19 protein-coding genes are annotated in these 20,369 nt (G+C 73.9%); 8 read left to right on the top strand and 11 right to left on the bottom strand.

Features of this window, described 5'->3' with window-relative positions; genetic code table 11:
• Window positions 1-62 precede the first annotated feature (62 nt).
• Entirely contained in the window at window positions 63-680 is a 618-nt protein-coding gene (locus tag ACFFR3_RS47745; RefSeq protein WP_345406049.1) for a TetR/AcrR family transcriptional regulator, read from the top strand.
• Window positions 681-683: 3 nt separating this feature from the next.
• Here ACFFR3_RS47745 and ACFFR3_RS47740 read toward each other — a convergent pair whose 3' ends face one another.
• Window positions 684-1,079, bottom strand: a complete 396-nt coding sequence (locus ACFFR3_RS47740) for a VOC family protein (RefSeq protein WP_364374792.1) — start codon at window positions 1,077-1,079, stop codon at window positions 684-686.
• Between the two features lie 95 nt (window positions 1,080-1,174).
• On the opposite strand from ACFFR3_RS47740, the gene ACFFR3_RS47735 reads away from it, so the two are divergent.
• The 3 genes from ACFFR3_RS47735 (at window position 1,175) to ACFFR3_RS47725 (ending at window position 5,481) form a co-directional block, all read left to right on the top strand.
• Window positions 1,175-2,155, top strand: coding sequence for a helix-turn-helix transcriptional regulator (locus tag ACFFR3_RS47735; RefSeq protein ID WP_379485343.1), 981 nt, complete (start codon window positions 1,175-1,177; stop codon window positions 2,153-2,155).
• A 46-nt stretch (window positions 2,156-2,201) separates the two neighbouring features.
• Window positions 2,202-4,520 carry a M20/M25/M40 family metallo-hydrolase gene (locus ACFFR3_RS47730; protein ID WP_379485342.1) on the top strand — a complete coding sequence of 773 codons (2,319 nt, stop codon included), beginning with the start codon at window positions 2,202-2,204 and terminating at the stop codon, window positions 4,518-4,520.
• A 133-nt stretch (window positions 4,521-4,653) separates the two neighbouring features.
• The gene (locus ACFFR3_RS47725; RefSeq protein ID WP_379485341.1) at window positions 4,654-5,481 is read left to right on the top strand and encodes an alpha/beta fold hydrolase; all 828 of its coding nucleotides are present in this window, start codon (window positions 4,654-4,656) and stop codon (window positions 5,479-5,481) included.
• Here ACFFR3_RS47725 and ACFFR3_RS47720 read toward each other — a convergent pair.
• Both ACFFR3_RS47720 and ACFFR3_RS47715 read right to left on the bottom strand, forming a co-directional pair.
• Window positions 5,462-7,054, bottom strand: coding sequence for a PucR family transcriptional regulator (locus ACFFR3_RS47720; protein ID WP_379485340.1), 1,593 nt, complete (start codon window positions 7,052-7,054; stop codon window positions 5,462-5,464). The genes ACFFR3_RS47725 and ACFFR3_RS47720 overlap by 20 nt on opposite strands.
• The gene (locus tag ACFFR3_RS47715; RefSeq protein ID WP_379485339.1) at window positions 7,051-8,121 is read right to left on the bottom strand and encodes an S-methyl thiohydantoin desulfurase family protein; all 1,071 of its coding nucleotides are present in this window, start codon (window positions 8,119-8,121) and stop codon (window positions 7,051-7,053) included. Before ACFFR3_RS47715 ends, ACFFR3_RS47720 begins: the two co-directional genes overlap by 4 nt.
• Before the next feature lie 167 nt (window positions 8,122-8,288).
• On the opposite strand from ACFFR3_RS47715, the gene ACFFR3_RS47710 reads away from it, so the two are divergent.
• A complete protein-coding gene (locus tag ACFFR3_RS47710; RefSeq protein ID WP_345406026.1) occupies window positions 8,289-8,891 on the top strand; it encodes an ArsR/SmtB family transcription factor in 603 nt (200 codons plus the stop codon).
• Window positions 8,888-10,141 carry an MFS transporter gene (locus ACFFR3_RS47705; protein ID WP_345406023.1) on the top strand — a complete coding sequence of 418 codons (1,254 nt, stop codon included), beginning with the start codon at window positions 8,888-8,890 and terminating at the stop codon, window positions 10,139-10,141. The genes ACFFR3_RS47710 and ACFFR3_RS47705 overlap by 4 nt, the downstream gene beginning before the upstream one ends.
• On the opposite strand, the gene ACFFR3_RS47700 is transcribed toward ACFFR3_RS47705, so the two are convergent.
• The 6 genes from ACFFR3_RS47700 to ACFFR3_RS47675 all read right to left on the bottom strand — a co-directional run bounded on the left by ACFFR3_RS47700 (window position 10,128) and on the right by ACFFR3_RS47675 (window position 17,361).
• On the bottom strand, window positions 10,128-11,243 hold the full coding sequence (locus tag ACFFR3_RS47700; protein WP_345406020.1) for an S-methyl thiohydantoin desulfurase family protein: 1,116 nt from the start codon (window positions 11,241-11,243) through the stop codon (window positions 10,128-10,130). The two genes, ACFFR3_RS47705 and ACFFR3_RS47700, sit on opposite strands and share 14 nt — an antisense overlap.
• The gene (locus tag ACFFR3_RS47695) at window positions 11,240-12,304 is read right to left on the bottom strand and encodes an S-methyl thiohydantoin desulfurase family protein (protein WP_364374766.1); all 1,065 of its coding nucleotides are present in this window, start codon (window positions 12,302-12,304) and stop codon (window positions 11,240-11,242) included. Before ACFFR3_RS47695 ends, ACFFR3_RS47700 begins: the two co-directional genes overlap by 4 nt.
• A gap of 5 nt (window positions 12,305-12,309) precedes the next feature.
• Window positions 12,310-13,869: a hydantoinase/oxoprolinase N-terminal domain-containing protein gene (locus tag ACFFR3_RS47690; protein ID WP_379485338.1), complete on the bottom strand. Its 1,560-nt coding sequence runs from the start codon at window positions 13,867-13,869 to the stop codon at window positions 12,310-12,312.
• A gap of 35 nt (window positions 13,870-13,904) precedes the next feature.
• On the bottom strand, window positions 13,905-15,233 hold the full coding sequence (locus tag ACFFR3_RS47685; protein WP_379485337.1) for a purine-cytosine permease family protein: 1,329 nt from the start codon (window positions 15,231-15,233) through the stop codon (window positions 13,905-13,907).
• Between the two features lie 139 nt (window positions 15,234-15,372).
• Entirely contained in the window at window positions 15,373-16,677 is a 1,305-nt protein-coding gene (locus ACFFR3_RS47680; protein WP_345406005.1) for an aspartate aminotransferase family protein, read from the bottom strand.
• A gap of 36 nt (window positions 16,678-16,713) precedes the next feature.
• The gene (locus tag ACFFR3_RS47675; protein WP_364374754.1) at window positions 16,714-17,361 is read right to left on the bottom strand and encodes a TetR/AcrR family transcriptional regulator C-terminal domain-containing protein; all 648 of its coding nucleotides are present in this window, start codon (window positions 17,359-17,361) and stop codon (window positions 16,714-16,716) included.
• A gap of 96 nt (window positions 17,362-17,457) precedes the next feature.
• Here ACFFR3_RS47675 and ACFFR3_RS47670 point away from each other — a divergent pair, with 96 nt between their 5' ends.
• The gene (locus tag ACFFR3_RS47670; protein ID WP_345406002.1) at window positions 17,458-17,844 is read left to right on the top strand and encodes a nitroreductase family deazaflavin-dependent oxidoreductase; all 387 of its coding nucleotides are present in this window, start codon (window positions 17,458-17,460) and stop codon (window positions 17,842-17,844) included.
• Here the strand turns inward: ACFFR3_RS47670 and ACFFR3_RS47665 are convergent.
• Window positions 17,829-18,161, bottom strand: a complete 333-nt coding sequence (locus ACFFR3_RS47665) for a cupin domain-containing protein (RefSeq protein ID WP_364374748.1) — start codon at window positions 18,159-18,161, stop codon at window positions 17,829-17,831. The two genes, ACFFR3_RS47670 and ACFFR3_RS47665, sit on opposite strands and share 16 nt — an antisense overlap.
• Window positions 18,162-18,233: 72 nt before the next feature.
• Between ACFFR3_RS47665 and ACFFR3_RS47660 the strand changes: the two genes are divergently transcribed.
• Window positions 18,234-19,217: a helix-turn-helix domain-containing protein gene (locus ACFFR3_RS47660; protein ID WP_379485336.1), complete on the top strand. Its 984-nt coding sequence runs from the start codon at window positions 18,234-18,236 to the stop codon at window positions 19,215-19,217.
• A gap of 159 nt (window positions 19,218-19,376) precedes the next feature.
• On the opposite strand, the gene ACFFR3_RS47655 is transcribed toward ACFFR3_RS47660, so the two are convergent.
• Window positions 19,377-20,273, bottom strand: a complete 897-nt coding sequence (locus ACFFR3_RS47655) for an alpha/beta hydrolase (protein WP_379485335.1) — start codon at window positions 20,271-20,273, stop codon at window positions 19,377-19,379.
• Window positions 20,274-20,369: the final 96 nt, after the last annotated feature.

Below are 20,369 nucleotides of genomic sequence, written 5' to 3'. Positions count from 1 at the left end.
GCCGACCATAACCCCGCCCGCGCGCCAAAAGCAACACGCGTGTTGGAACTATCATGAACCCCATGGCATGGGACGTCGAAGGCACCAAACACCGCATCTACCAGGCAGCGCTGGCCGAATTCGCCGCCCACGGCCCCGACGGCACCACCATCGACCGCATCGCCAGGCGCGCCCAGGTCAACCGCGAACGCGTCTACAACTACTACGGCGACAAGACCGCCCTGTTCGCCACCATCGTCCGCGGCGAGGTCGACGCTCTGGCCGCCGCCGTGCCGCTGGACATCACCGGCCCCGACGACGTCGGCGAGTTCGCCGGACGCGCCTACGACTACCAGCGCGCCCACCCCGACCTCGCCCGCCTCGTCCTGTGGGAGGGGCTCGCCGACACCGGCGCCATCCCCGACGAGCTCGCCCGCACCACCCTTTATGCCGACAAGGCCGCCGCCATCGCCGCCGCCCAGCGGGCCGGCCGCATCGACGCCACCCTCGACCCCGCCCACCTGATGTTCCTGGTCATGTCCCTAACCAGCTACTGGTCGGCGGCCCCGCAGATCGCCCGCATGCTCACCGGCAGCCCCGGCAGCCCCGGCGACTCCGGCGACGACCCCGATGACGGCGCCGAGGCCGCCCGCCGCCGCGCCGCCGTCGTCCACGCCGCCCGCCGCCTCGCCACCCCCTGACCGCTACCGGCCGAACCGCTGCCGGGCGGCGTCGGTGACCGGGGTGAAGAAGTTCACCAGGTTGCCGTCGGGGTCCCGGACGAGCAGCGAACGGTTGCCCCACGGCATCGTCTTCGGCTCGTTCACCACGTCGGCGTCCTCAGGCAGGCCCTTGAACGTCGCGTCCACGTCGTCCACCAGGAACTCGACGATGACGCTGCGGTTCTCGGCCGGGCGCGCCGAGCCGGGGGCGAACAACGCGACCGTGGGCACCCCGCCGATCGCCAGCGTCCCCGTGGCCGTCCTGAGCTCGGCGAACTCCTCGTTCGCCCACGCCGCCCGCACCCCCGTGACGTGCTCGTAGAAACCCACCAGCCGTGCCACGTCGGCGGTGATGATCCGGGTCGAGATGAAATCCATGACAACTCCCTGCTGATCAGTCGATCGCGAACGCCCTACAAGCTAGACCTGATACCGGGCAGAATCCGCCCGGTATCTGCAGCAGACTTGAGAACATGCCGCGACCCACCACCCGCGTCCTCACCCTCCTGGAGCTGCTCCAGGCGGGCGGCACCCGCACCGTCACCGAGCTGGCCGACCGCCTCGGCGTCAACGAACGCACCGTGCGCCGCTACATCGACCACCTCATCGACCTCGACATCCCGGTCGAATCGGTCCGCGGCCGCCACGGCGGCTACCGCCTCACCCCCGGCTACCGCCTGCCGCCTCTCATGCTCACCGATGAGGAGGCGCTGGCCGTCCTGCTCGGCCTCATCACCGCACAGGGCACCGGCACGGCCTCGGAGACCGCCACCGTCAAGATCCGCCGCGTCCTGCCCAGACGCCTCGCCGACCGGCTCGACACCCTCCTCGGCACGCTCGCCTTCACCACCCCTGCCCGGCCCGCCGCCGCACCCGACGCAGCGCCCGACACCGGCGTTCTGCTCACCGTCGCCGACGCCGTCAGCCACCACCGCCCCGTCACCATCCGCTACACCGCCGCCGACGGCCACCGCAGCGAACGCACCCTCCACCCCCACGGCCTCGTCACCCACAACCGCAAGTGGTACGTCACCGGCACCGACCCCGCCATCGGCGAAGAGCGCACGTTCCGCCTCGACCGCATCACCCAGGCCACCACCCGGCCCGGCACCTTCACCCCGCCCGCCGGCCTCCAGGACCCGGCCCAAGACCTGCTCACCAGGCTCGCCACCGCCCCTCACCGGCACCACGTCATCCTGCACATCCACGGCACCGCCGCCCAGATCCACACCCGCCTGCCGCCCGGCTTCGCCCTCGTCACCGAACCCCCGCAGGACGGCTGGTCCCGCGTCGAGCTCCACGCCGACCACCTCGACCGGTTGCCTCCCGTCCTGGCCGCACTCGACCTGCCCTTCGCCGTCGAGCAGCCCGCCGAGCTCCGCGACCTCGTCGTCGCGCTCGCCGACCGCCTCACCCGGTCGGCCCTGCGGAAAACCACAGGCCGGCCCGGGTAAGCACCTCATTCCGCCAGGCGAGGGCCCCGGCCTACCGTTCCTCACCATGATCGGAACGTTGTTCGACGCGCCACGGCCACGTGTGGCCGGGATCGCCGCCCTCCTCGTCCTCGCCGCAGTGATCGCGCTGACGGCCATGGCGGACAGCACCATGCAGCCTGTGCCGGCCAGTGCGCCGGCCGACCGGTTCAGCGCCGAACGCGCCCGTGCCCACCTCGAGAAGTTCGCGACCGAACCCCGCCCCATCGGCAGCGCCGCCTCCGCCAGAGCCAGGACCTACCTCACCTCCCAGCTGCGCGCCGCAGGGCTGGACGTCGAGGTCCAGCACGCCGTCGGCGCCCGCTCCGCGGCGGGGCTGGCCACGTTCGGCCAGGTCGACAACATCATCGCCCGCCTGCCCGGCACCGGCTCCACCGGCACCGTGCTCATCGCCGCCCACTACGACTCCGCCGCCATGGGGCCGGGCGCCTCCGACGACGCCGCCGCCGTGGCCGCCATGCTGGAGACCGTCCGCGCGCTGCGCACCGGCCCTCGGCCACGCAACGACGTCGTCCTGCTCATCACCGACGGCGAGGAGGACGGCGTGCTCGGCGCCGAGGCCTTCGTCCGCGAACACCCGCTCGGCAAGGCGGGCGGCGTCCTGCTCAACTGGGAGGCCCGCGGCACCGGCGGCCCGTCCCTGATGTTCGAGACCACGCCCGGCAACGCCCGCCTCGTCGACACCTTCGCCGGCGCCGCCCCCGCGCCGCGCGGCAGCTCCGCCATGGTGCAGGTCTACCGGCTGCTGCCCAACAACACCGACTTCACCCCGCTCACCCAGGCCGGCTACACCGGCATGAACTTCGCCTACATCCAGAACTCCTCGCATTACCACACCGCCACCGACACCATCGCGAACCTCAACCCCGGCAGCCTCCAGCACCACGGCTCCACCATGCTCGCCCTCACCCGCGCCCTGGGCGGCACCGACCTGCGCGCCCTCGGCTCCGGCCACGACGCCACCTACTTCCGCGCCCTCGGCGTCATGATCACCTACCCGGGGCAGCTCACCTGGCCGCTGGCCGTGCTCGCCCTCCTCGCGGTCGCCGCCCTGGCCCTGCCGGCCCGCACCCGGCGGCTGCTGACCCTGCCCCGCCTCCTCGTGGCCGCCGTCTCGGCGCTCCTTCCGCTCATCCTCTCCGCCGCCCTCGCCCAAGGACTCTGGGCGCTCCTCGCCACCTGGCGGCCCGCCTACGACCTCATGGGCGGGCTCCTCCACCATCCACGCCCCTACCAGGCGGCCGTCGCCGCGCTGTCCGCAGCGGCCGTCCTCGGCTGGCACCTCGCCCTGCGCCGCGCCCTCGGCAGCGCCGCGACCGCCATCGCCGGGCTCCTCTGGCTCGCCGCGCTCGGCCTGCTCTGCGCCTGGCTCGCCCCAGGAGCGGCTTTCCTGTTCACCCTCCCGGCCCTGCTCGGCGCACTCGGCTGGCTCGCCGCCCTGCTGCTGCGCCGCGCCCCCGGCTGGTCACGCATGCTCCTGGCCCTGGCCGGCCCCGCCACCGCCGCCATGCTCCTGCCCGCGCTGGCCGGCGACGTCTTCGACGGCATGGGACTCGCTCTCGCGGGCGTCCCCGCCCTCGTGCTCGCCCTGTTCCTGCTGACCGCCGTACCGATCGCCGACCTGTTCCTCACCCGCTCCAAGCGCGCCACCGTCCTGGCCGTCCCCCTCACCGCCGTCGTCCTCGCCGCCGCCCTGGCCGCCACCGGGCTCGCCACGGACGGCTTCGACGCCGAGCACCCCGGGCGCACCCACCTCGCGTACGTCATGGACGCCGACACCCGCACCGCTCACTGGGTCAGCGCCGACACCGACCCCGCCCCCTGGACCAGCCGCTACGTGACCGGCCGCGACACCTCGGCGCTCCCGCCCGGCTACGGGCGCGGCGCCCTGCGCACCGGCCCCGCACCCGCCATCACCACCGGCGCCCCGCGAGCCGACGTCCTGGCGCACCGCGGCACCACGCTCAAGCTGCACGTCACCCCCGCCAAAGGCGCCCGCTCCGTCACCCTGCGCCTCGACCAGCCGATCACCCACGTCACCGCCACCGCCGGCGCCTTCGGCTCGGCCACCGCGGCCGTGACCGGCACGCGCACCGGCACCTGGCCCTCGGAGATCCGCTTGCGCGGCATCCCCGCCCGCGGCGCCACGTTCACCGTACGTACGCAGGGCCAGGACCGGATCCGCCTCACCGTCATCTCGGAAACCGACGGCCTGCCCGCCGTGCCCGGCTTCGTCCCCCGGCCCGCGGATCTGGTGGCCGCCACGAGAGAGGACGGCGACCTCACCGCCGTCACCCGCACCTACACGCTGTCCAGAAACGCTTAGCACCCGCTCAGCCGTCCAGGGGACGTCAGGCGGAGCCGGAGCCGCCCGGCCGCCCCCGACAATCGATCATTTTTGATATATCAAGTTTGATGGATTATGGTCGGTCTTCGCACTTCCAACGAAGAGGACCACCATGACCACCGGCCACCTGCCCGTCCCCGGCGCCACGCTGCACTACGAGGTGCGCGGCGCCGGGCCCGCCCTGCTCATCTCCCAAAGCGGCGAGGGCGACGCCCGCCGCAGCACCGACCTGGCCGATCACCTCCTCGACAGCTACACCGTCATCACCTATGACCGGCGCGGCCTGTCCCGCAGCGCCCTCGACCGCCCCCGCCCCGTCCCCTTGAGGCAGCACGCCGACGACGTCCACCACCTGCTGGCCGCGCTCACCGACCGGCCGGCGGCGATCCTCGGCTGCAGCATGGGCGCCGCCATCGGCCTCCACCTGGCCCTCGACCACCCCGGCCAGATCGCCACCCTCATCGCCCACGAACCGGTGTCCCCCGGCCTCCTCCCACCGGCCGAGCGCACCCGCCACCTCGCCGAGCTCGCCGGCATCCAGCGGCTCTACCGCCGCGAAGGACTCACCCCCGCGCTCAAGGCCATCACCGAGGCCCTGGGCATCGACCCCGCCGCCCCCGACGCCGAACCCGGCCGGACCCCGCACCCCATGACCCCCCAGAGGGTCGCCGACTTCGGCTTCTTCCTCGAACACGACGTCACCGCCGTCATCGGCGACACCTTCCCGACCGGCGACCTGGCCTCCACCGGCGCCCGCATCGTGCCCGCCGTCGGCCGCACCACCCCGCCCGCCGCCTTCGACCGCCGCTGCGCCCAGGAGCTGGCCGCCCTGCTCGGCACCGAGCCGGCCGAGTTCCCCGGCGGCCACAACGGCAACCTCACGCATCCGCGCGCCTTCGCCGCCCGCCTGAAGGAGGTGCTCAGCCGGCGGGCCGGCTGACCGTGCGGCAGGCCAGGTGCAGGGCGAGACGTTCGTCGCGGTGGCGCAGGTCGATGCCCAGCAGCCGCTCCACCCGCTGGATGCGGGCGGCCACCGTGTTGCGGTGCACCCCCAGCACCGCCGCCGTCTCCGCGATCGAGGACTCGGCGTCCAGGTAGGCCGACAGCGTGCGGATGAGGTCGCCCGGCTGGTCGTGCAGGGGCGCGAGCAGCGCGCGGGCGGCCGGTTCGAAGGTGTCGGTACGCGCCCACTCCAGCAGCAGCTGCGCCATCCCGAGCTGGTCCACCTGCAGGAAGAAGCCCGCCTCAGGACGGGTGGCGGCCAGCCGGGCGGCGTCGGCGGCCTCCGCGACCGTGCTGATCAGGCCGCTCGTGCCGGGGTGCGGGCGGCCCACCCCCATGTGGGCGCCGGCCGAGCGGCGCAGGGCCCGGTTCGCGGCGCGCAGGGTGTCGGCGAGGGCGTGCACGCGGGCGGCGGTGGGCTCCTGCGCGAACGTGGTCCACCCCGTCCAGCCGTCGCCGTGCTCGACGACCACCGCGTGCACACCCTCGCCGCGCAGCACGCGGGTGACCTGCGCCGTGGACGCCACCGTGTCCAGCCCCGGCGGCGCCCCGATGCGCAGGCCGACGTGCCAGCCGCCGAGCTGCCAGCCCGCGTCGGCCGCCCGCCTGCGCAGCTGCGCCGACGGCTCGCCGTCCAGCCGGAGCAGGTCGCCCAGCAGCGCCGAACGTGAGCGCGCGTCCCGTTCCAGCTCCAGCCGGTGGCTGAGCAGCCAGCGCTGCACCGCCGAGGCCGCCACCGACAGCGCCGCCGGCACCACGTCCGCCCGCGCCGCCGCCGTCCCCCGCAACTCCACCACCAGCCAGAACGCCGGCCGCGGCGCTCCCGGCAGCGCCGCCGGATGCGCCAGCAGCACCCCGTCGCCGAGCGGGACCCGCTGCGGCACCACCTCCTGCGCCCGCACCGCCTCCGGCTCACGCACCTGCCCGGCCAGCGGCTGGCCCCGCTCGTCCAGCAGCGCGGCGGGCGCGTTCAGCAGCTCGCCCAGCCGGGCCACGACGCCCTCGGGCGCGAGCGTCCGCTCGTCGAAGGCGCGATGCGCCGACAGCACCAGCCGCGCCCGGTCGATCTCCGGCTCCGCCAGCATCATCCGCGCCGCCACCAGCAGGTCGAGCGGGTCGGCCGCGGCACCGAGCAAGGGCACCCCCAGCCGATCAGCCAACCGCAGGGTCCCATACGCCACCCCGCCGGCCATCCCGCCGGCCATCCCGCCGGGTGTCTCGCCGGGTGTTGCGTCGGCCGGCCGATCCGCGGGCGGGGTGGCCGCGGTCACCAGGACCGCCGCCCCCTCCGCGTCCACCACGCGGCGGAGCAGGGCGTCCAGGCGCCAGTCGCCCGGATCGACCGGTGTGCTCACCATCACCACCTCGCCAGGACCGGCGGGGGTGTAGGCGCCGGGGTCGGCGAGGGGGCGGACGGTCCGTGCCGTGGCGTCCAGTCCCGCCTCGCCGGCCAGCACCTGTACCGCGCCGGTCCACTCGGGCAGGGCCAGCAGCCTGCGTACGGTGGTCATCGCCGGCCTCCCAGCAGGACGGGCTCGCAGTCGATCCCGTACGCGCGAGGCGCGACCAAGGCGATCCGCCCCGGATCCGTCCAGAACGGCGCGATCGGCACCTGCAGCACCATGACCTCCATCCCCGCCCGCACGGCGTCGCCGGAGATCGGCGTCACGGTGCGCCGGTCGAGCACCGCCAGCACGTCGGGCGTCGAGGCGACGACCCGGCCGTCGCGCAAAGCGAGCAGGTATTCGTTCTCCATCTCCAGCCGCAGCAGCGCCCCCGTGGCGTGATCGGCCACCGTGACACCACCGCGCGAGAACCCGGCGCGGCCGTGCAGGCGCGGCCCCGGCCTGCGGACCACCTCGATCACCCGGCCCAGCGCCAGCACCCGCCCGCCCGCCTCGCCCAGCCGGCCGGGGGCGGGCGACTCACCGAGCGCGAGCAGCCGCCGTCCCAGCTCCAGCGCCGCCGACACCGACCCGACGACGCTGCAGCAGGCCAGCTCGTACGCCGGGACCGGGGCCAGCGCCAGCGCCGCCCAGCCGCCCGCGCTCGGCAGGAACGCCCGCACCGTACGCTCCAGGTCGGCCGCCGTGCCGGTGGCCTGCACGAGCACCTGCCCGCCCGGCTCGGCCAGCGCGACGGGGGTGACCGGGCGGCCGCAGGCGTTGAGCGAGAGCTGGTCGAGCCGGGGCACGCCGCGCCCGGTCAGGTCGGCGTCCACGACCGGCAGGCCCAGGTGCCAGGCCAGCGGCAGCATGCCGTTCAGCCCGCCGATCTCCAGGGAGGCGACGGCGCCCGCCCGCACGCCGGCCCACCGCTCGACCGCGGCCACGGCGGCGGCGAACTCCTGCCCGCCCGGCAGCTTCTCGTTGAACACCGGCGTCGCCCCGACGACCCCCACAGGCACGACGTACGCCTGCGGCGGCAGCGCGTCCAGGGCGTGCACGACGACCTCCGCGCCCGCGGCCAGGCGGCGGCGCAGCAGCAGCGCGGCGGTACGGGTGTCCCCGCCACCACTGGAGCCCAGCACCGCCACGCCCCGCTCCAGCGCCGGCACGTCCGGCGGCTCGATGCGCATCTGTCCAGCTTGCCGCACCGGACCGGCCCGCCGTGCCATTCGCCGGCCGGCCGGGGCGGCGGAAGACGCAGGTCGAAGCGGGAATGACCGTAACTCCGTCGGGGTGGCGCCGAAATCACCGCGCTGAACGACTTGCGCAATGGTCAAGAGTCGTTGACCATTGACTCGTGTCCACCGACGATCTTCCTGAGACCTTTCACGTCACCACCGACGAGCAGCTCCGCGCCGTCTCCAACCTCACGCGTCACCGGATCATGGCCGTGCTCCGCTTCGAGCCGGCCACGATCACCCAGATCGCCCAGCGGGTGGGCCTGGCCAAGGGCAGTTCCAGCTACCACGTACGGCTCCTGGAGCGGGCCGGCCTGGTGAAGGTGGTGCGGACGCGGAAGGTGCGCGGGGTCACCGAGCGCTACTACGCGATGGCCGCCCGCTCGATCCGGCTGCCGGACCCGGGACAGGGACAGCCGGACGTGCTGCTGCGCAACGCGGTGGCCGACCTGGAGGCGTCCCCCGCCGACGGCGAGCGGCACGTGCGGATGGCGCACCTGCGGCTCACCGACGAGCAGTTCGCGGAGCTGGGTGCCCGCCTCGAGGCGCTGGCGGACGAGTACCGGGCGCTGTCGGACCCGTCCCTTCCCGACACGTCGCTCGTCTTCGCGCTGTTCCACCCGGCCCAGCCAGAGCGGGCCGGGCTGGATGAGGAGGGCGACCGGCCTGAGCGGGCCGAAGAGGACGAACAGGTTGAGCGGGCTGAGGAGAGTGCGGAATGACGGCGAAGGTGAGCTTGCCGGCCGGGTTCGGGCGGTTGTGGACGGCGCAGACGGTGTCGTCGCTGGGCGACGGTGTGACGCATGCCGCGCTGCCACTGCTGGCGTTGACGCTGACCCGGGATCCGATGGCGCTGGCCGTCGTCACGGCCGCGGGGACGCTGCCGTGGGTCCTGTTCGGGGTGCTCGGCGGGGCGCTGGTGGACCGGTGGGATCGCCGGCGCACGATGTGGATCACGGATGCCGGGCGTGCCGCGCTGCTGGCCGTCCCGGCCGTCGCCGCGGCGTTCGACGTGCTGACCGTTCCGCTGCTGGCGGTGGTGGCGTTCCTGCTGGCGCTGGGCGGGTTGTTCTTCGACACGGCCGCCACGGCGTACCTGCCGGATCTGCTCGGCCGCGACCCGGCCCGGCTGGAGCGGGCCAACGCGCGCCTGCGCGGCGCCCAGACCGCGGCGTCCGGGTTCGCCGGGCCGCCGGCGGGCAGTGCCCTGCTGGCGCTCGGACGGTCGGTGCCGCTGGTCGCCGACGCGGTGTCGTTCGCGGTGTCGGCGGTGCTGGTGCGGTCGCTGCCCGCGGTGCCGCGGCCGGTCGCCGGCGCCCGTGAATCGCTGCTGCGCCAGGCGCGGGCGGGCGCGTCCTACGTGTTCAAGGATCGGCTGCTGCTCGGGCTCGCGCTGCGGCCCGCCGTCGGGAACGTCGCCTTCCTCGCCGTGGAGACCGTGCTGGCCCTGTTCGCCCACGAGCGTCTCGGCATCGGTACGTTCGGGTTCGGCCTGCTGCTGACCGCCGAAGCGGCCGGCGGCCTGCTCGGGGCCGGCATCGCCACGTTCCTCGGCCGGCTCCTGGGCACCGGGACCGCGCTGACCTGCACCGCCGCCATCGAAGGGCTGGCCATCCTCGGTCTCGCCGCGGCGCCGAACGCGTACGTGGCCGGGCTGGCGCTCGCCGTCTGCGGGGCGGGCATGGGCGCCACCATGGTGCTCGCGCCCTCGCTGCGGCAGGCCATCGTCCCGGCCCACCTGATGGGCCGCGTCGCCTCCACCTCCCGCATGCTCGCCATGTGCGCCGCCCCGCTCGGCGCCGTGCTCGGCGGCTGGCTGGCCACCGCCTACGACCTGCGCACCCCGCTGTACGCCGCCGCCGGCCTGCTGCTCACCATGACCGCCGTCACCGCGACCATGACCAGCAACCGCCGCGTCGAAGCGGCCCTCGCCGACGCCCGTCCTGAAGCCGTGCCGGTCACGGTCGGCTGACGGTGACCGGGTTGCACTCCTCGACAGGGGTGAACGGGTGCGGCAGCCCGAACGCGGCCGGCCCGAACACCTCCAGCGCCTCAGGCGTGCGCATGAGAGCGGGCGTGGAGATGCCGACGACGGTCACCCGCTGCCCGTAGCGCAGGTTCTCGGTGGTGATCGGCTCGGCCAGCTCCGACTCCAGCACGCACACCAGGTCGGGCACCACGCACCGCACCTCGCCGTCCACCAGCGCCACCAGGTGCTCGTTCTGGAAAGCCAGCTCCAGCTCGTGCCGCCCGTCGAACGACACCGCCGTCGCCCGCCCGCGCGCGAAGCCCGCCTCCGTGCGCCGCTCCACGTCCGACACCTTGCCGCGGAACAGCACCCGCAGGTGCGCGTACAGGGTGCCCGACAGGGCGCCGGCGAGCGCGGCGACGGGGTCGGCGCCGGCCTGCCTGGCCTGCCGGATCGCCCGGCCGATGGCCAAGGCCAGCGACAGCGTGCGCGGCACGGCCGTCCGCTTGACCTCCGCTCCGGTCATGGCGTACTCGGCGATGTGCGCCACCCCGCCCAGCCGCACGGTCACGCCTCTGGCCAGCCACTCCATGCGCCGGTTGTCGGCGCCGGTGTCGATGATCGTGCTCTCGCCCCGCTCCCCCGCCACCGCCATGGGCGAGCCCGGCACCCCGTACACGCCGAAGGTCTCCATCTGCAGCTCGGGGAAGGCGCGTCCCATGCCGTCGGCGTCCACGACGGGCAGCCCCGTGACGGCGGCCACCACCAGCGGGATCATCGAGTTGATGCCGCCGCACTCGATCGGCATGGTCGCCCCGGCCGGGCGGCCGAGGTGGCGTTCGAGGGCGCGCAGCGCGGCGACCGGCTCGGTGCCGCGCGGCAGCTTCTCGTGCACGACGGTCGGCGCGCCCATCTGCGCGGTGGGGATGACGAGGGTGTCGTCGGCGAGGTCGCCGGGGTCGAGCACGGTGATCGGGCCGTGCTCGCGGATCGCCTGCCGCACCAGCAGCCGCCCCACGTACGGGTCGCCGCCGCCGCCCGTGCCCAGCAGGGCCGCGCCGCGGGCCAGGTCGGGCAGGTCGTCCTCGGTCAGCAGCCAGCTCACCGCCCCACCCCCACCGGGTCGAGGTCGTAGCCGAAGTAACGCGGCCCGGCCAGCGCCAGCCCCGCCTCGCTGTGCCAGCGCGGATCGCACGGGGCGATGATGACGCTGACGCGCTGCCCGAAGCGCAGCGCCTCCGTGGTGACGGCCTCGCCGCTGTCGCGGTCGAGGGTGCAGATCAGGTCCGGTACGGTGCCGCGCACCTCGCCGTCCAGCTCGGCGACCAGGTACTCGTTCTGGAAACGCAGCACCAGCTCGCGCCCCGCGTCGCCGTCCATGCCCGACAGGGTGGCAGTGCCGCGGGCGAAGCCGGTCGTGGTGCGGCGTTCGACGTCGATCACCTTGCCGGTGAACAGCCGCCGCCCGCCCAGCCGCGCCGCCACCGCCCCCACCGGGTCGCCGTGGCGGGATCGGCGCACCAGCGCGCCCAGCTCGGCGCACAGGCTCAGCGTGCCCGGCACGAGCGAGTCGCGGGCCTGCGCGCCGGTCATGCCGTACAGGGCGATCATCGTCGAGCAGCCCATGTCGATGGTGGCCGAGCGGGCCAGGCGCTCGGCCCAGTGGTTGTCGGCGGTGTCCAGGACGACCTTGTTGCCCTTCTCGTCGGCGACCGACATGGGGGTGGTGGAGACGCCGTACAGGGTGGGCAGCACCATCTGCAGCTCGGGGAAGGCGCGCCCCATGCCGTCGCCGTCCACCAGCGGCAGCCCGAGCTGGGCGGCGGCGACGACGGGGATGAGCGAGTTGACGCCGCCGGCCTCGATGCAGGCGATGTGGGTGACGCCGCGCCCGAGGTAGCCCGACAGCGCCTCGGTGGCCTTGGCCACCTGCTCGGTCGAGGGCAGCTTCTCCACCATCACGGTCGGCGCGCCCATCATCGCGACGGGCAGCACGGACGCGTCCGGCGGCAGCTCCTGCAGCGGGCACAGCTCGACGGGGCCGTGCGCGGCGACGGCGGAGGCGGCCAGCAGCCGGCCGATGTGCGGGTCGCCGCCGCCTCCGGTGCCGAGGATGGCGGCGCCGGCTGCGAGGTCGCCCAGATCGGCCGCGGTGATCGTGGTCACCTGGGTCACCGTCCCTTCGCATCGGTGAGCTGGAGCTCGCCGACGGCCTTGGCTCTGATGCGGGTGGCGTTGCCCGGCAGGTACGGGATCGGCACCTCGTCGAAGTCCACGATCTGCACGCTGGAGGGCGAGGCGCCGGCCGCGACCGCGCGGTCCACGGCCTCCTGCTTGGCGGCGTCCACGACGGCGTCGCGGCGGCCCGGCTCCACGGCGTAGACGCGGTCGACCTCGCCGCCGATCTGCGCGATGGCGGCGCCGATGGCGTTGGCGACGGCGTAGTGTCCCGGCCGGTGCACGGTGCCGGAGCCGGCCAGCTCGTCGGGCAGCAGCATCGAGCCGCCGCCGACCGCGACGACGGGCAGCGGCTCGGCGGAGGTGCGCATGCGCTCGACCGCGTCGGCCACGTCGGAGGCGATGCGCCGCAGCGCGGCCTCGGCCAGCTCTTTGCCGATGTGGGCGACCAGGGCGGGGTCGCCGATCTCGGCGCGACCGGCGGCCACGGCGATGTCGGTGGCGGTCAGGGTGTCGCCGCCGAACACCAGCGCCTTGGAGGTCAGCTCGTAGCCGACGCTGTCCGGGCCGACGCTCACCGCGCCGTCGTGGCGGACCCGGCTGCCGCCGCCGATGCCGATCGACAGCACGTCCGGCATGCGGAAGTTCGTCCTGATGCCGGCCACGGTGACGTCGGTGGTGGCCTCGCGGGGGAAACCGTGCCGCAGCACCCCGACGTCGCTGGTCGTGCCGCCCACGTCGACCACCGCGCAGGTGTCGAGGCCGGACAGCACGGCCGCGCCGCGCATCGAGTTCGTCGGCCCTGAGGCGAACGTGGCCACCGGGTAGCGCCGGGCGAAGTCGACGTCCATGAGCGTGCCGTCGTTCTGGCTGAGGTAGAGGGGCGCGGTGATGCCGGCGCCGGTGACCGAGGCGGACAGCCCGTCCACGATGTGCGCGGCCAGCTCGCGCAGGGCGGCGTTGACGATGGTGGCGTTCTCCCGCTCCAGCAGCCCCACCCGGCCGATCTCGTGCGACAGCGAGACCGCCGCCTCCGGCAGCCGCTCGGCGATGATCGCGGCGGCGCGCTCCTCGAACTCGGCGTTGACCGGCGAGAACACCGACGTGATCGCGACGCTGCGCACCCCGGCCTGTCCCATGTCGTCGGCGGCCTTGCGCACCTCGGCCTCGTCCAGCTCGGCGATGTGCCGGCCGTCGAACTCGTGCCCGCCGTGCACCAGGTAGGCGCGCCCCGACACCGCGTCGACGAGCCGCTGCGGCCAGTCCACCATCGGCGGCAGCGACGCCCCGGCGGGCAGGCTGAGCCGCAGCGCCGCGGTGGGCGCCAGGCGGCGGGCCTCGACGAGCGCGTTGATGAAGTGCGTGGTGCCGATCATCACCGCGCGCACGTCCGCCGGGTCGAACGCCCGCTGCTCCTGCAGCCCCCGCAGGGCGCTGACGATGCCGGAGGTGACGTCGGCGGTGGTGCCGGTCTTGACGGCGGCCAGCACCTGCCGCCCGTCCAGCAGGACGGCGTCGGTGTTGGTGCCGCCCACGTCGATGCCGATGCGCACGAAGAACTCCCCTGTGTGTCGTTGCTTGGTGATCGTCAGACGGCCGAACCGGCGGGTACGGCCTCGGCCGTGCGGTGCGAGCCCACGCCGCGCACCCAGCCCAGCTTCCCGGCCACCACGTAGAGCACGAAGGCCAGCACCAGCGAGTTGATGCTGCCGAGCCCCACCTCCACGAAGCGGCCCACCAGCGCCGCGGCCAGCCAGATCAGCAGCGTCGCCGGCACCCAGTCGGGCGCCGACTCCGGCACCGCGCCGCGCCGCCTGGCCTGCTCCAGCTCGCCGCGCCAGCGCCGCACCACGAAGTACTCGGCCACCATGATCCCGGCGATCGGCGGGAAGACGACGCCGAGCACCGTCAGGAAGTCCACGAACGCGTCGAGGATGCCGGCCGCGGCCAGCACGCTGCCCAGCAGGCCGATGACGGCGGTCGCGGCGCCGCGGTGCACCTTCCTGCCCAGGACGGTGCCGACGAAGTTCACCAGGCCGAGGCCGGAGGAGTACAGGTTCCAGTCGTTGATCTTGATGGTGCCGGCGACGATGACGAGGATGCCGACCCAGCCGACCGACGAGGTCACGATCGTGGTGATCTCGCTGGTGCCGACCGCGTGCGCCAGCAGCACACCGGCCATGCCGATGACGTACTCGCCGAGCGTGACGCCCACCAGCGTCTGCTTGACCACGTCGGCCACGCTCCTGTTGAAGCGGGTCATGTCAGGGGTGACGATCGCCCCCACGATGAACCCGCCCGCCACCAGCGTCGTCCCCTGCAACAGGGTCAGCTGCGGGCCCGGCGGCGCCGAGGCGACCAGCGCGCCCACGTCGTGCCGCGACAGCTCACTGATGATCGACCAGCCGACCAGGATGAGGAACGCCGGCACCGTGATGTACGCGGTCCAGGCCATCGACCCGAACCCCCACAGCACGATCGCGGTCACCAGCAGCCCGAACACCAGCGACCATCCCCACTCGGGCAGCACGCCCACCAGGCTCGCCAGGCCCTGCGCCGAGACCGCCGACTGGATGCCGAACCAGCCGATGAGGCTGATCCCGATCGCCAGGCCGATCACCGCCGACCCGGCCCTGCCGAACCCGGTCCAGCGGGCCAGCATGGAGGTCGACAGCCCTTCGCGCACGCCGATCACGCCGACGAACACCGCCACCACCTCGAGGATGACCGCGCCCAGCGTCAGCGCCAGGAACGCCTGCCAGAACCCCATCCCGAACCCGAGCGTGGCGCCCAGCAGGAACTGGCTGAGCGCCGAGATCTGGCCGAACCGCTGCACGGCCACCGACCACCAGGAGTAGCGGGCGCCGCTGGGCACCCTGGACAGCGCGTAATCGTCGACACCGACGGCCGAGGCCATGCCGACCTCCCTTACCTCAAGCGAGACCTGTGGTTGGACGCCAACGGTAGGAAGCGCCAGCCGGGCTGTCAGTGTGGACATTCCACAGCCGGCGGGCCGCGACTGTGCATAGTGCACGGTCGCGGCCGTCGGGGCTCCTTCACAGCGTACGCGCGGCTCCGGTGAGCGCCTCGTCCAGGATGGCGGCGCCGCGGCTCAGCTCGTCCTCGCTCGCGGTCAGCGGCGGCGCGATGCGGAACGTGCCGCCCATGCCGGGCAGCTGCACGATGTTCATGTGCAGGCCCAGCTCGTAGCAGCGGCGGGTCACCTCAGCGCCGAGCCGGTCCGCGCCACCCGGCCCCAGCAGGTCGTCGCCCACCAGCTCCATGCCGAGCAGCAGCCCGCGCCCGCGCACGTCGCCCACCACCTCGTGCCGCGTGGCCAGCTCCTCCAGGTGGCCGCGCAGCAGCTTGCCCAGCCGGCGGGCGCGCTCGTCCAGCCGGTCGCGCTCCAGCACGTCCAGCACGGTGTTGCCGACGGCGGCCGGCAGCGGGTCGCTGACGTGCGTGGTGAAGAACAAAAAGCCCCGCTCGTGGGCGCGCCGCTCGATCTCCGCGCTGGTCAGCACCGCCGCCAGCGGCAGCCCCGCGCCGAGCGTCTTGGACAGCGTGAGGATGTCGGGCACGACGCCCTCGTGCTGGAAGGCGTACCAGTCGCCGGTACGGCACAGCCCCGTCTGCGCCTCGTCCAGGATCAGCAGCATCCCCCGCTCCCTGCACTTGTCCGCCAGCGCCGGCAGATAGCCGGGTGGCGGCTCGACCACGCCGCCCGAGCTGAGGATCGGCTCCACCAGGCAGGCCGCCAGGCTGCCGACCGACTGGGCGTCGATGAGGTCGAAGCCGAGGTCGAGCTGGCGGCGCCAGTCCAGCTCGCCCGAGGCGTCCACGACGGCGGGACGGAACCGGTCGGGCACGGGCAGCGCGAAGTTGCCCGGCGCGGCAGGGCCGTACCCCTTGCGGCCGGCGCTGTAGGTGGCGTTCGCGGCGGCCTGCGTCATGCCGTGCCACGACCGGGCGAACGACACGATCTCGTGCCGGCCGGTCACCAGCTTGGCCAGCCGGACGGCGGCCTCGTTCGACTCGGCGCCGGTGGTCAGCAGCAGCGCCTTGTCCAGCGGGTCGGGCACGCTCGCGGCCAGCCGCGCCGCCAGGTCCACGACCGGGCGGCTGAGCATGGCGCTGTGCAGGTGGTCGAGGCGGGCGATCTGCTCGCGTACGGTGGCGACGATCTCGGGATGGGAGTGGCCGAGGATGGCGCTCATCTGGCCTGAGGTGAAGTCGAGCAGCTCCCGGCCGCTCTCGGTGAACACCGAGGTGCCCGACGCGCGGGCGATGACGTCGGGGGAGAACGCGGCGTGGCCGCTGTAGCGGATGAGGTGGCGGTCGGGGGGCGTCTGGTGTGCCATGTGATCGACGGTAGGGACGCGGACCTGGCCCGTCCATCACCCGCCGGCGCGCCGCCGCTCTTCGAGGCCGTCGAGGATGAGGTCGAGGCCGTAACCGAACTCCTCGGCGTAGTCGTAGCCGGGCCGCAGCGCGTGCTCCACGATCAGCTCGGCGAGATGCGGCCACTGCGCCGCGGCCTCACCCTGCAGGATGTTGCCGGCGACCTCCTCCCTGTCGTCGGGGGTCGTGACCGGCAGGACCGACTCCTGCAGCACGAATCCGTAGACGTAGGCGTCGATCGCCGAGACCGCGTGCGCGGCCATCGCCACCGAGAAGCCCGCCCCCCGCAGCACCCCGAGCACCGCGTCGTGGTGACTCAGCGTCGCAGGGCCCGGGTCGCGGCGGGAGTCGAGCAGGCTCAGCGCCCAGCTGTGCCGGCCCAGCACCGCCCGCGCGGACACGGCCCGCGCCCGGATGGCCGCCCGCCAGTCGCCGCCGCCGGAGGGCAGCTCGATCATGGCGAACACCTTGTCCACCACGCCGTCGAGCATGGCCTCCTTGTTCGGCACGTGGTGGTAGAGCGACATCGCCTCCACCCCCAGCTCCTGCGCCACCCGCCGCATCGTGATGGCGGCCTCGCCACCGCGATCGGCGACCCTGATCGCGGCCTCCAGCACGCGGTCGCGGCTCAGCGGTGGTGACACGGGCGGCTCCGGTACGGGGGGATTGACAGCCTTACGAGCGTAAGCCAACCTTACACCTGTAAGTAGCCTTACGCTCGTAAGCCTGAGGAGACCTCCATGCCCATGCCGCTCTGGTGGGGACACGTCAACAAGCGCATCTTCAACCCCATGTCCATCCGCCGCGGCAGCTACCCGGTGCTCACCCACGTCGGACGCACCTCCGGCCGCGCCTACCGCACCCCGCTCGACGCCTTCCCCGTCCCCGGCGGCTACCTGTTCATCCTCGTCTACGGCTCACGCTCGGACTGGGTGCGCAACATCCTCGCCACCGGCCACGCCCGCTTACACGCCGACGGCAAGGACATCGACCTGACCGCCCCGCGCATCGTCGGCCGCGACGAGGCGTTCCCCGACCTGCCCGACAACGCCCAACGCGCACCCCGGCTGCTGCGCATCACCGAGTTCCTCCGCATGGACACCGCCGACACTCAGCCCTCCGGATAGAACAGGAACAACGTGCACCCCTGCGCCGACTGCGGCACGTGCGACGAACCCGCCGGAGCATGGATGAACGTCCCCGCCGGATAGTCCCGCTCACCGTCGTTGAAAACACCGGAGACCACGAACACCTCCTCCGGCCCAGGATCGTGCACGTCCACGCCCTCCCAGCAGGACCCGGCGTCCATCTCCAGCACGTACGCCCCCGCCCCGCCCGCACCGCGCCACAACGGGCGCAACCGGATGCCGGGGAACACCTCGCGCACCGGGGCGTCCTCCACGGAGGACCACACGTAGCCCGGCATGTCCTTCTGTGTCGTCATGCCCACCACCCTGACAGCCGCCCACCGCCCCCGCCGAGTGTCAGAAAAGACATCCCGCGCTACTTTTCAGACATGCACCGCGTCACCGCCCTCGTCCGCCCAGGACAGTCCACCTTCGAGCTCGCCTGCGCCGCCCAGGTCTTCGGCATCCAGCGGCCCGAGCTGCCCGCCGCGTACACCTTCGGCGTCTGCGCAGAACACCCCGGCCCCGTCCCCACCCGCGCCGGCTACGACATGCTCGTCACCGACGGCCTCGACGCCCTCACCCACACCGACACCGTGATCATCCCCGGCTGGCTGCCACCCGCCGACCCACCCTCCCCCGCCGTCACCGACGCGCTGCGCCGCGCCCACGCGCGCGGCGCCCGCCTCGTCAGCATCTGCTCCGGCGCCTTCGCCCTCGCCCACGCCGGTCTCCTCGACGGACGCACCGCCACCACCCACTGGGGCCTGACCGCCGAACTCGCCGCCCGCTTCCCGCACGTCCACGTCGACCCCGACGTCCTGTACGTCGACCACGGCGACCTCGCCACCAGCGCCGGCGCGGGAGCCGGCATCGACCTGTGCATCCACCTCGTACGCCGCGACCAAGGCGCCCGCCACGCCGCCCACATCGCCCGCGCCATGGTCATGCCGCCCCACCGCGAAGGCGGCCAGCTCCAATACACCGCCCCACCCCGCCCCGCCCAGATCGACGGCACCCTCGCCCCCCTCCTCGACTGGGCCACCGCCCGTCTCGCCGAACCCCTCACCGTCGAGACCATGGCCGCCCGCGCCGGCCAGTCCGCCCGCACGCTCACCCGTCGCTTCATCGACCAGCTCGGCATCAGCCCAGGCCAGTGGCTGCTCGCGCAGCGCATCGCCGCCGCCCAGGACCTGCTCGAAACCAGCGACCTGCCGCTCGACGCGGTCGCCCGCCGCTCAGGGCTCTCCTCGGCCACCAACCTGCGCCGCCGCTTCCACACCGCACTCGGCACCACCCCGGGCGCCTACCGCCGCGCCTTCCGCGGCCGCACCGCGAAGGGACCGGCCCCTGCCGAAGAGCCGGCCCCTTGACCGGCCCTGCCGAAGAGCCGGCCCCTTGAGACGCCCTCCGGCCGGCCCGGCACGACCGTCAAGCGAGCCGAAGCGCGGCGCAGCACCACCGTCGGCCGGCCACCGTCAGCCGTCACAGTCAGCCGGCACCGTCAGCCGGCCAGCGTCAGCGAGCCACCGTCAGCGAGCCAGCGCCCGGCGCAGCACCGCCGCCGCCTCGCCGAGCTGCCGCTGGGACACCTCGGCCGACAGCAACGCCTGCGAACCGTGGAAGGTGCCCGCCCACTGGTGCAACTCCACCGGCACCCCCGCCCGCAGCAGCCGCAGCCCGTACTCGATGGCCTCGTCCCTGTTCGGGTCGAACTCCGCCGTCGCGATGTACGCCGCCGGCAACCCCGCCAGATCCTCGGCCCGGCTCGGAGCCGCGTACGGCGTGGCCGGCGCCCCACCCAGATAGTGCCGCCAGATCGCAGACACCTTGTCCCGGTTCATCCAGGGCGTCTCGGTGAACGTCCGCCCCGACCAGGTCTCCTGCCGATCATCCAGCCCCGGCTGGTTCAGCAGCTGGAACCGGATCGGCGGCCCCTGCTCGTCCCGCGCCCGCAACGACACCGCCGCCGCCAGGCACGCCCCCGCGCTGTGACCGCCCACCGCCAGCCGCTCAGGGTCGAACCCCAGCTCGCCCGCGTGCTCGGCGGCCCACCGCAGCACCGCCCACACATCGTCCAGCGCCGCCGGGTACGGATGCTCCGGCGCCAGCCGGTACCCCACCGAGATCACCACCGCGCCCGACCCCTCCGCCACCCGCCCGGCCCACGGATGCTCGGTGTCCAGGTCGCCCATGACGAACCCGCCGCCGTGCAGCCACACGATCCCGCCCTGCGCGTCACGCGGGCGATAGACCCGCACAGGAACGTCCGGATCGGCCGGCACCGTATGGTCCGCCACCTCCATGTCCTTGAGATCGGGCGCGGGCAGCGACGTGGCCAGCGCCGTGAAGTTCTTCCGCTCCGCCACCGGGTCCGACAGGTCGGCCCGCGGAAACAACGGGATGAATGGTTCGAGTTCGGGATCCATGCCAGCCATCCTCGCGATCCCGCCCCTTCGCATCATCCGCCATCCGTCGCACATCACCCCCGCCCCACGCACCGAACGGCGCATACCCTGGCAGAC

It is taken from the genome of Nonomuraea salmonea (genome assembly GCF_042428605.1).
In the GTDB taxonomy this organism is placed as follows: Bacteria; Actinomycetota; Actinomycetes; order Streptosporangiales; family Streptosporangiaceae; genus Nonomuraea; species Nonomuraea salmonea.
This window is presented reverse-complemented; position numbering and strand designations above follow the sequence as displayed.

Coding starts and splice junctions, on each gene's coding strand:
- ACFFR3_RS47680 (WP_345406005.1), bottom strand. CDS start 16,677: ATGGCACACCAGACGCCCCCCGACCGCCACCTCATCCGCTACAGCGGC.
- ACFFR3_RS47720 (WP_379485340.1), bottom strand. CDS start 7,054: ATGACCACCGTACGCAGGCTGCTGGCCCTGCCCGAGTGGACCGGCGCG.
- ACFFR3_RS47685 (WP_379485337.1), bottom strand. CDS start 15,233: ATGGCCTCGGCCGTCGGTGTCGACGATTACGCGCTGTCCAGGGTGCCC.
- ACFFR3_RS47670 (WP_345406002.1), top strand. CDS start 17,458: ATGCCCATGCCGCTCTGGTGGGGACACGTCAACAAGCGCATCTTCAAC.
- ACFFR3_RS47725 (WP_379485341.1), top strand. CDS start 4,654: ATGACCACCGGCCACCTGCCCGTCCCCGGCGCCACGCTGCACTACGAG.
- ACFFR3_RS47665 (WP_364374748.1), bottom strand. CDS start 18,161: ATGACGACACAGAAGGACATGCCGGGCTACGTGTGGTCCTCCGTGGAG.
- ACFFR3_RS47740 (WP_364374792.1), bottom strand. CDS start 1,079: ATGGATTTCATCTCGACCCGGATCATCACCGCCGACGTGGCACGGCTG.
- ACFFR3_RS47745 (WP_345406049.1), top strand. CDS start 63: ATGGCATGGGACGTCGAAGGCACCAAACACCGCATCTACCAGGCAGCG.
- ACFFR3_RS47705 (WP_345406023.1), top strand. CDS start 8,888: ATGACGGCGAAGGTGAGCTTGCCGGCCGGGTTCGGGCGGTTGTGGACG.
- ACFFR3_RS47730 (WP_379485342.1), top strand. CDS start 2,202: ATGATCGGAACGTTGTTCGACGCGCCACGGCCACGTGTGGCCGGGATC.
- ACFFR3_RS47660 (WP_379485336.1), top strand. CDS start 18,234: ATGCACCGCGTCACCGCCCTCGTCCGCCCAGGACAGTCCACCTTCGAG.
- ACFFR3_RS47655 (WP_379485335.1), bottom strand. CDS start 20,273: ATGGATCCCGAACTCGAACCATTCATCCCGTTGTTTCCGCGGGCCGAC.
- ACFFR3_RS47735 (WP_379485343.1), top strand. CDS start 1,175: ATGCCGCGACCCACCACCCGCGTCCTCACCCTCCTGGAGCTGCTCCAG.
- ACFFR3_RS47715 (WP_379485339.1), bottom strand. CDS start 8,121: ATGCGCATCGAGCCGCCGGACGTGCCGGCGCTGGAGCGGGGCGTGGCG.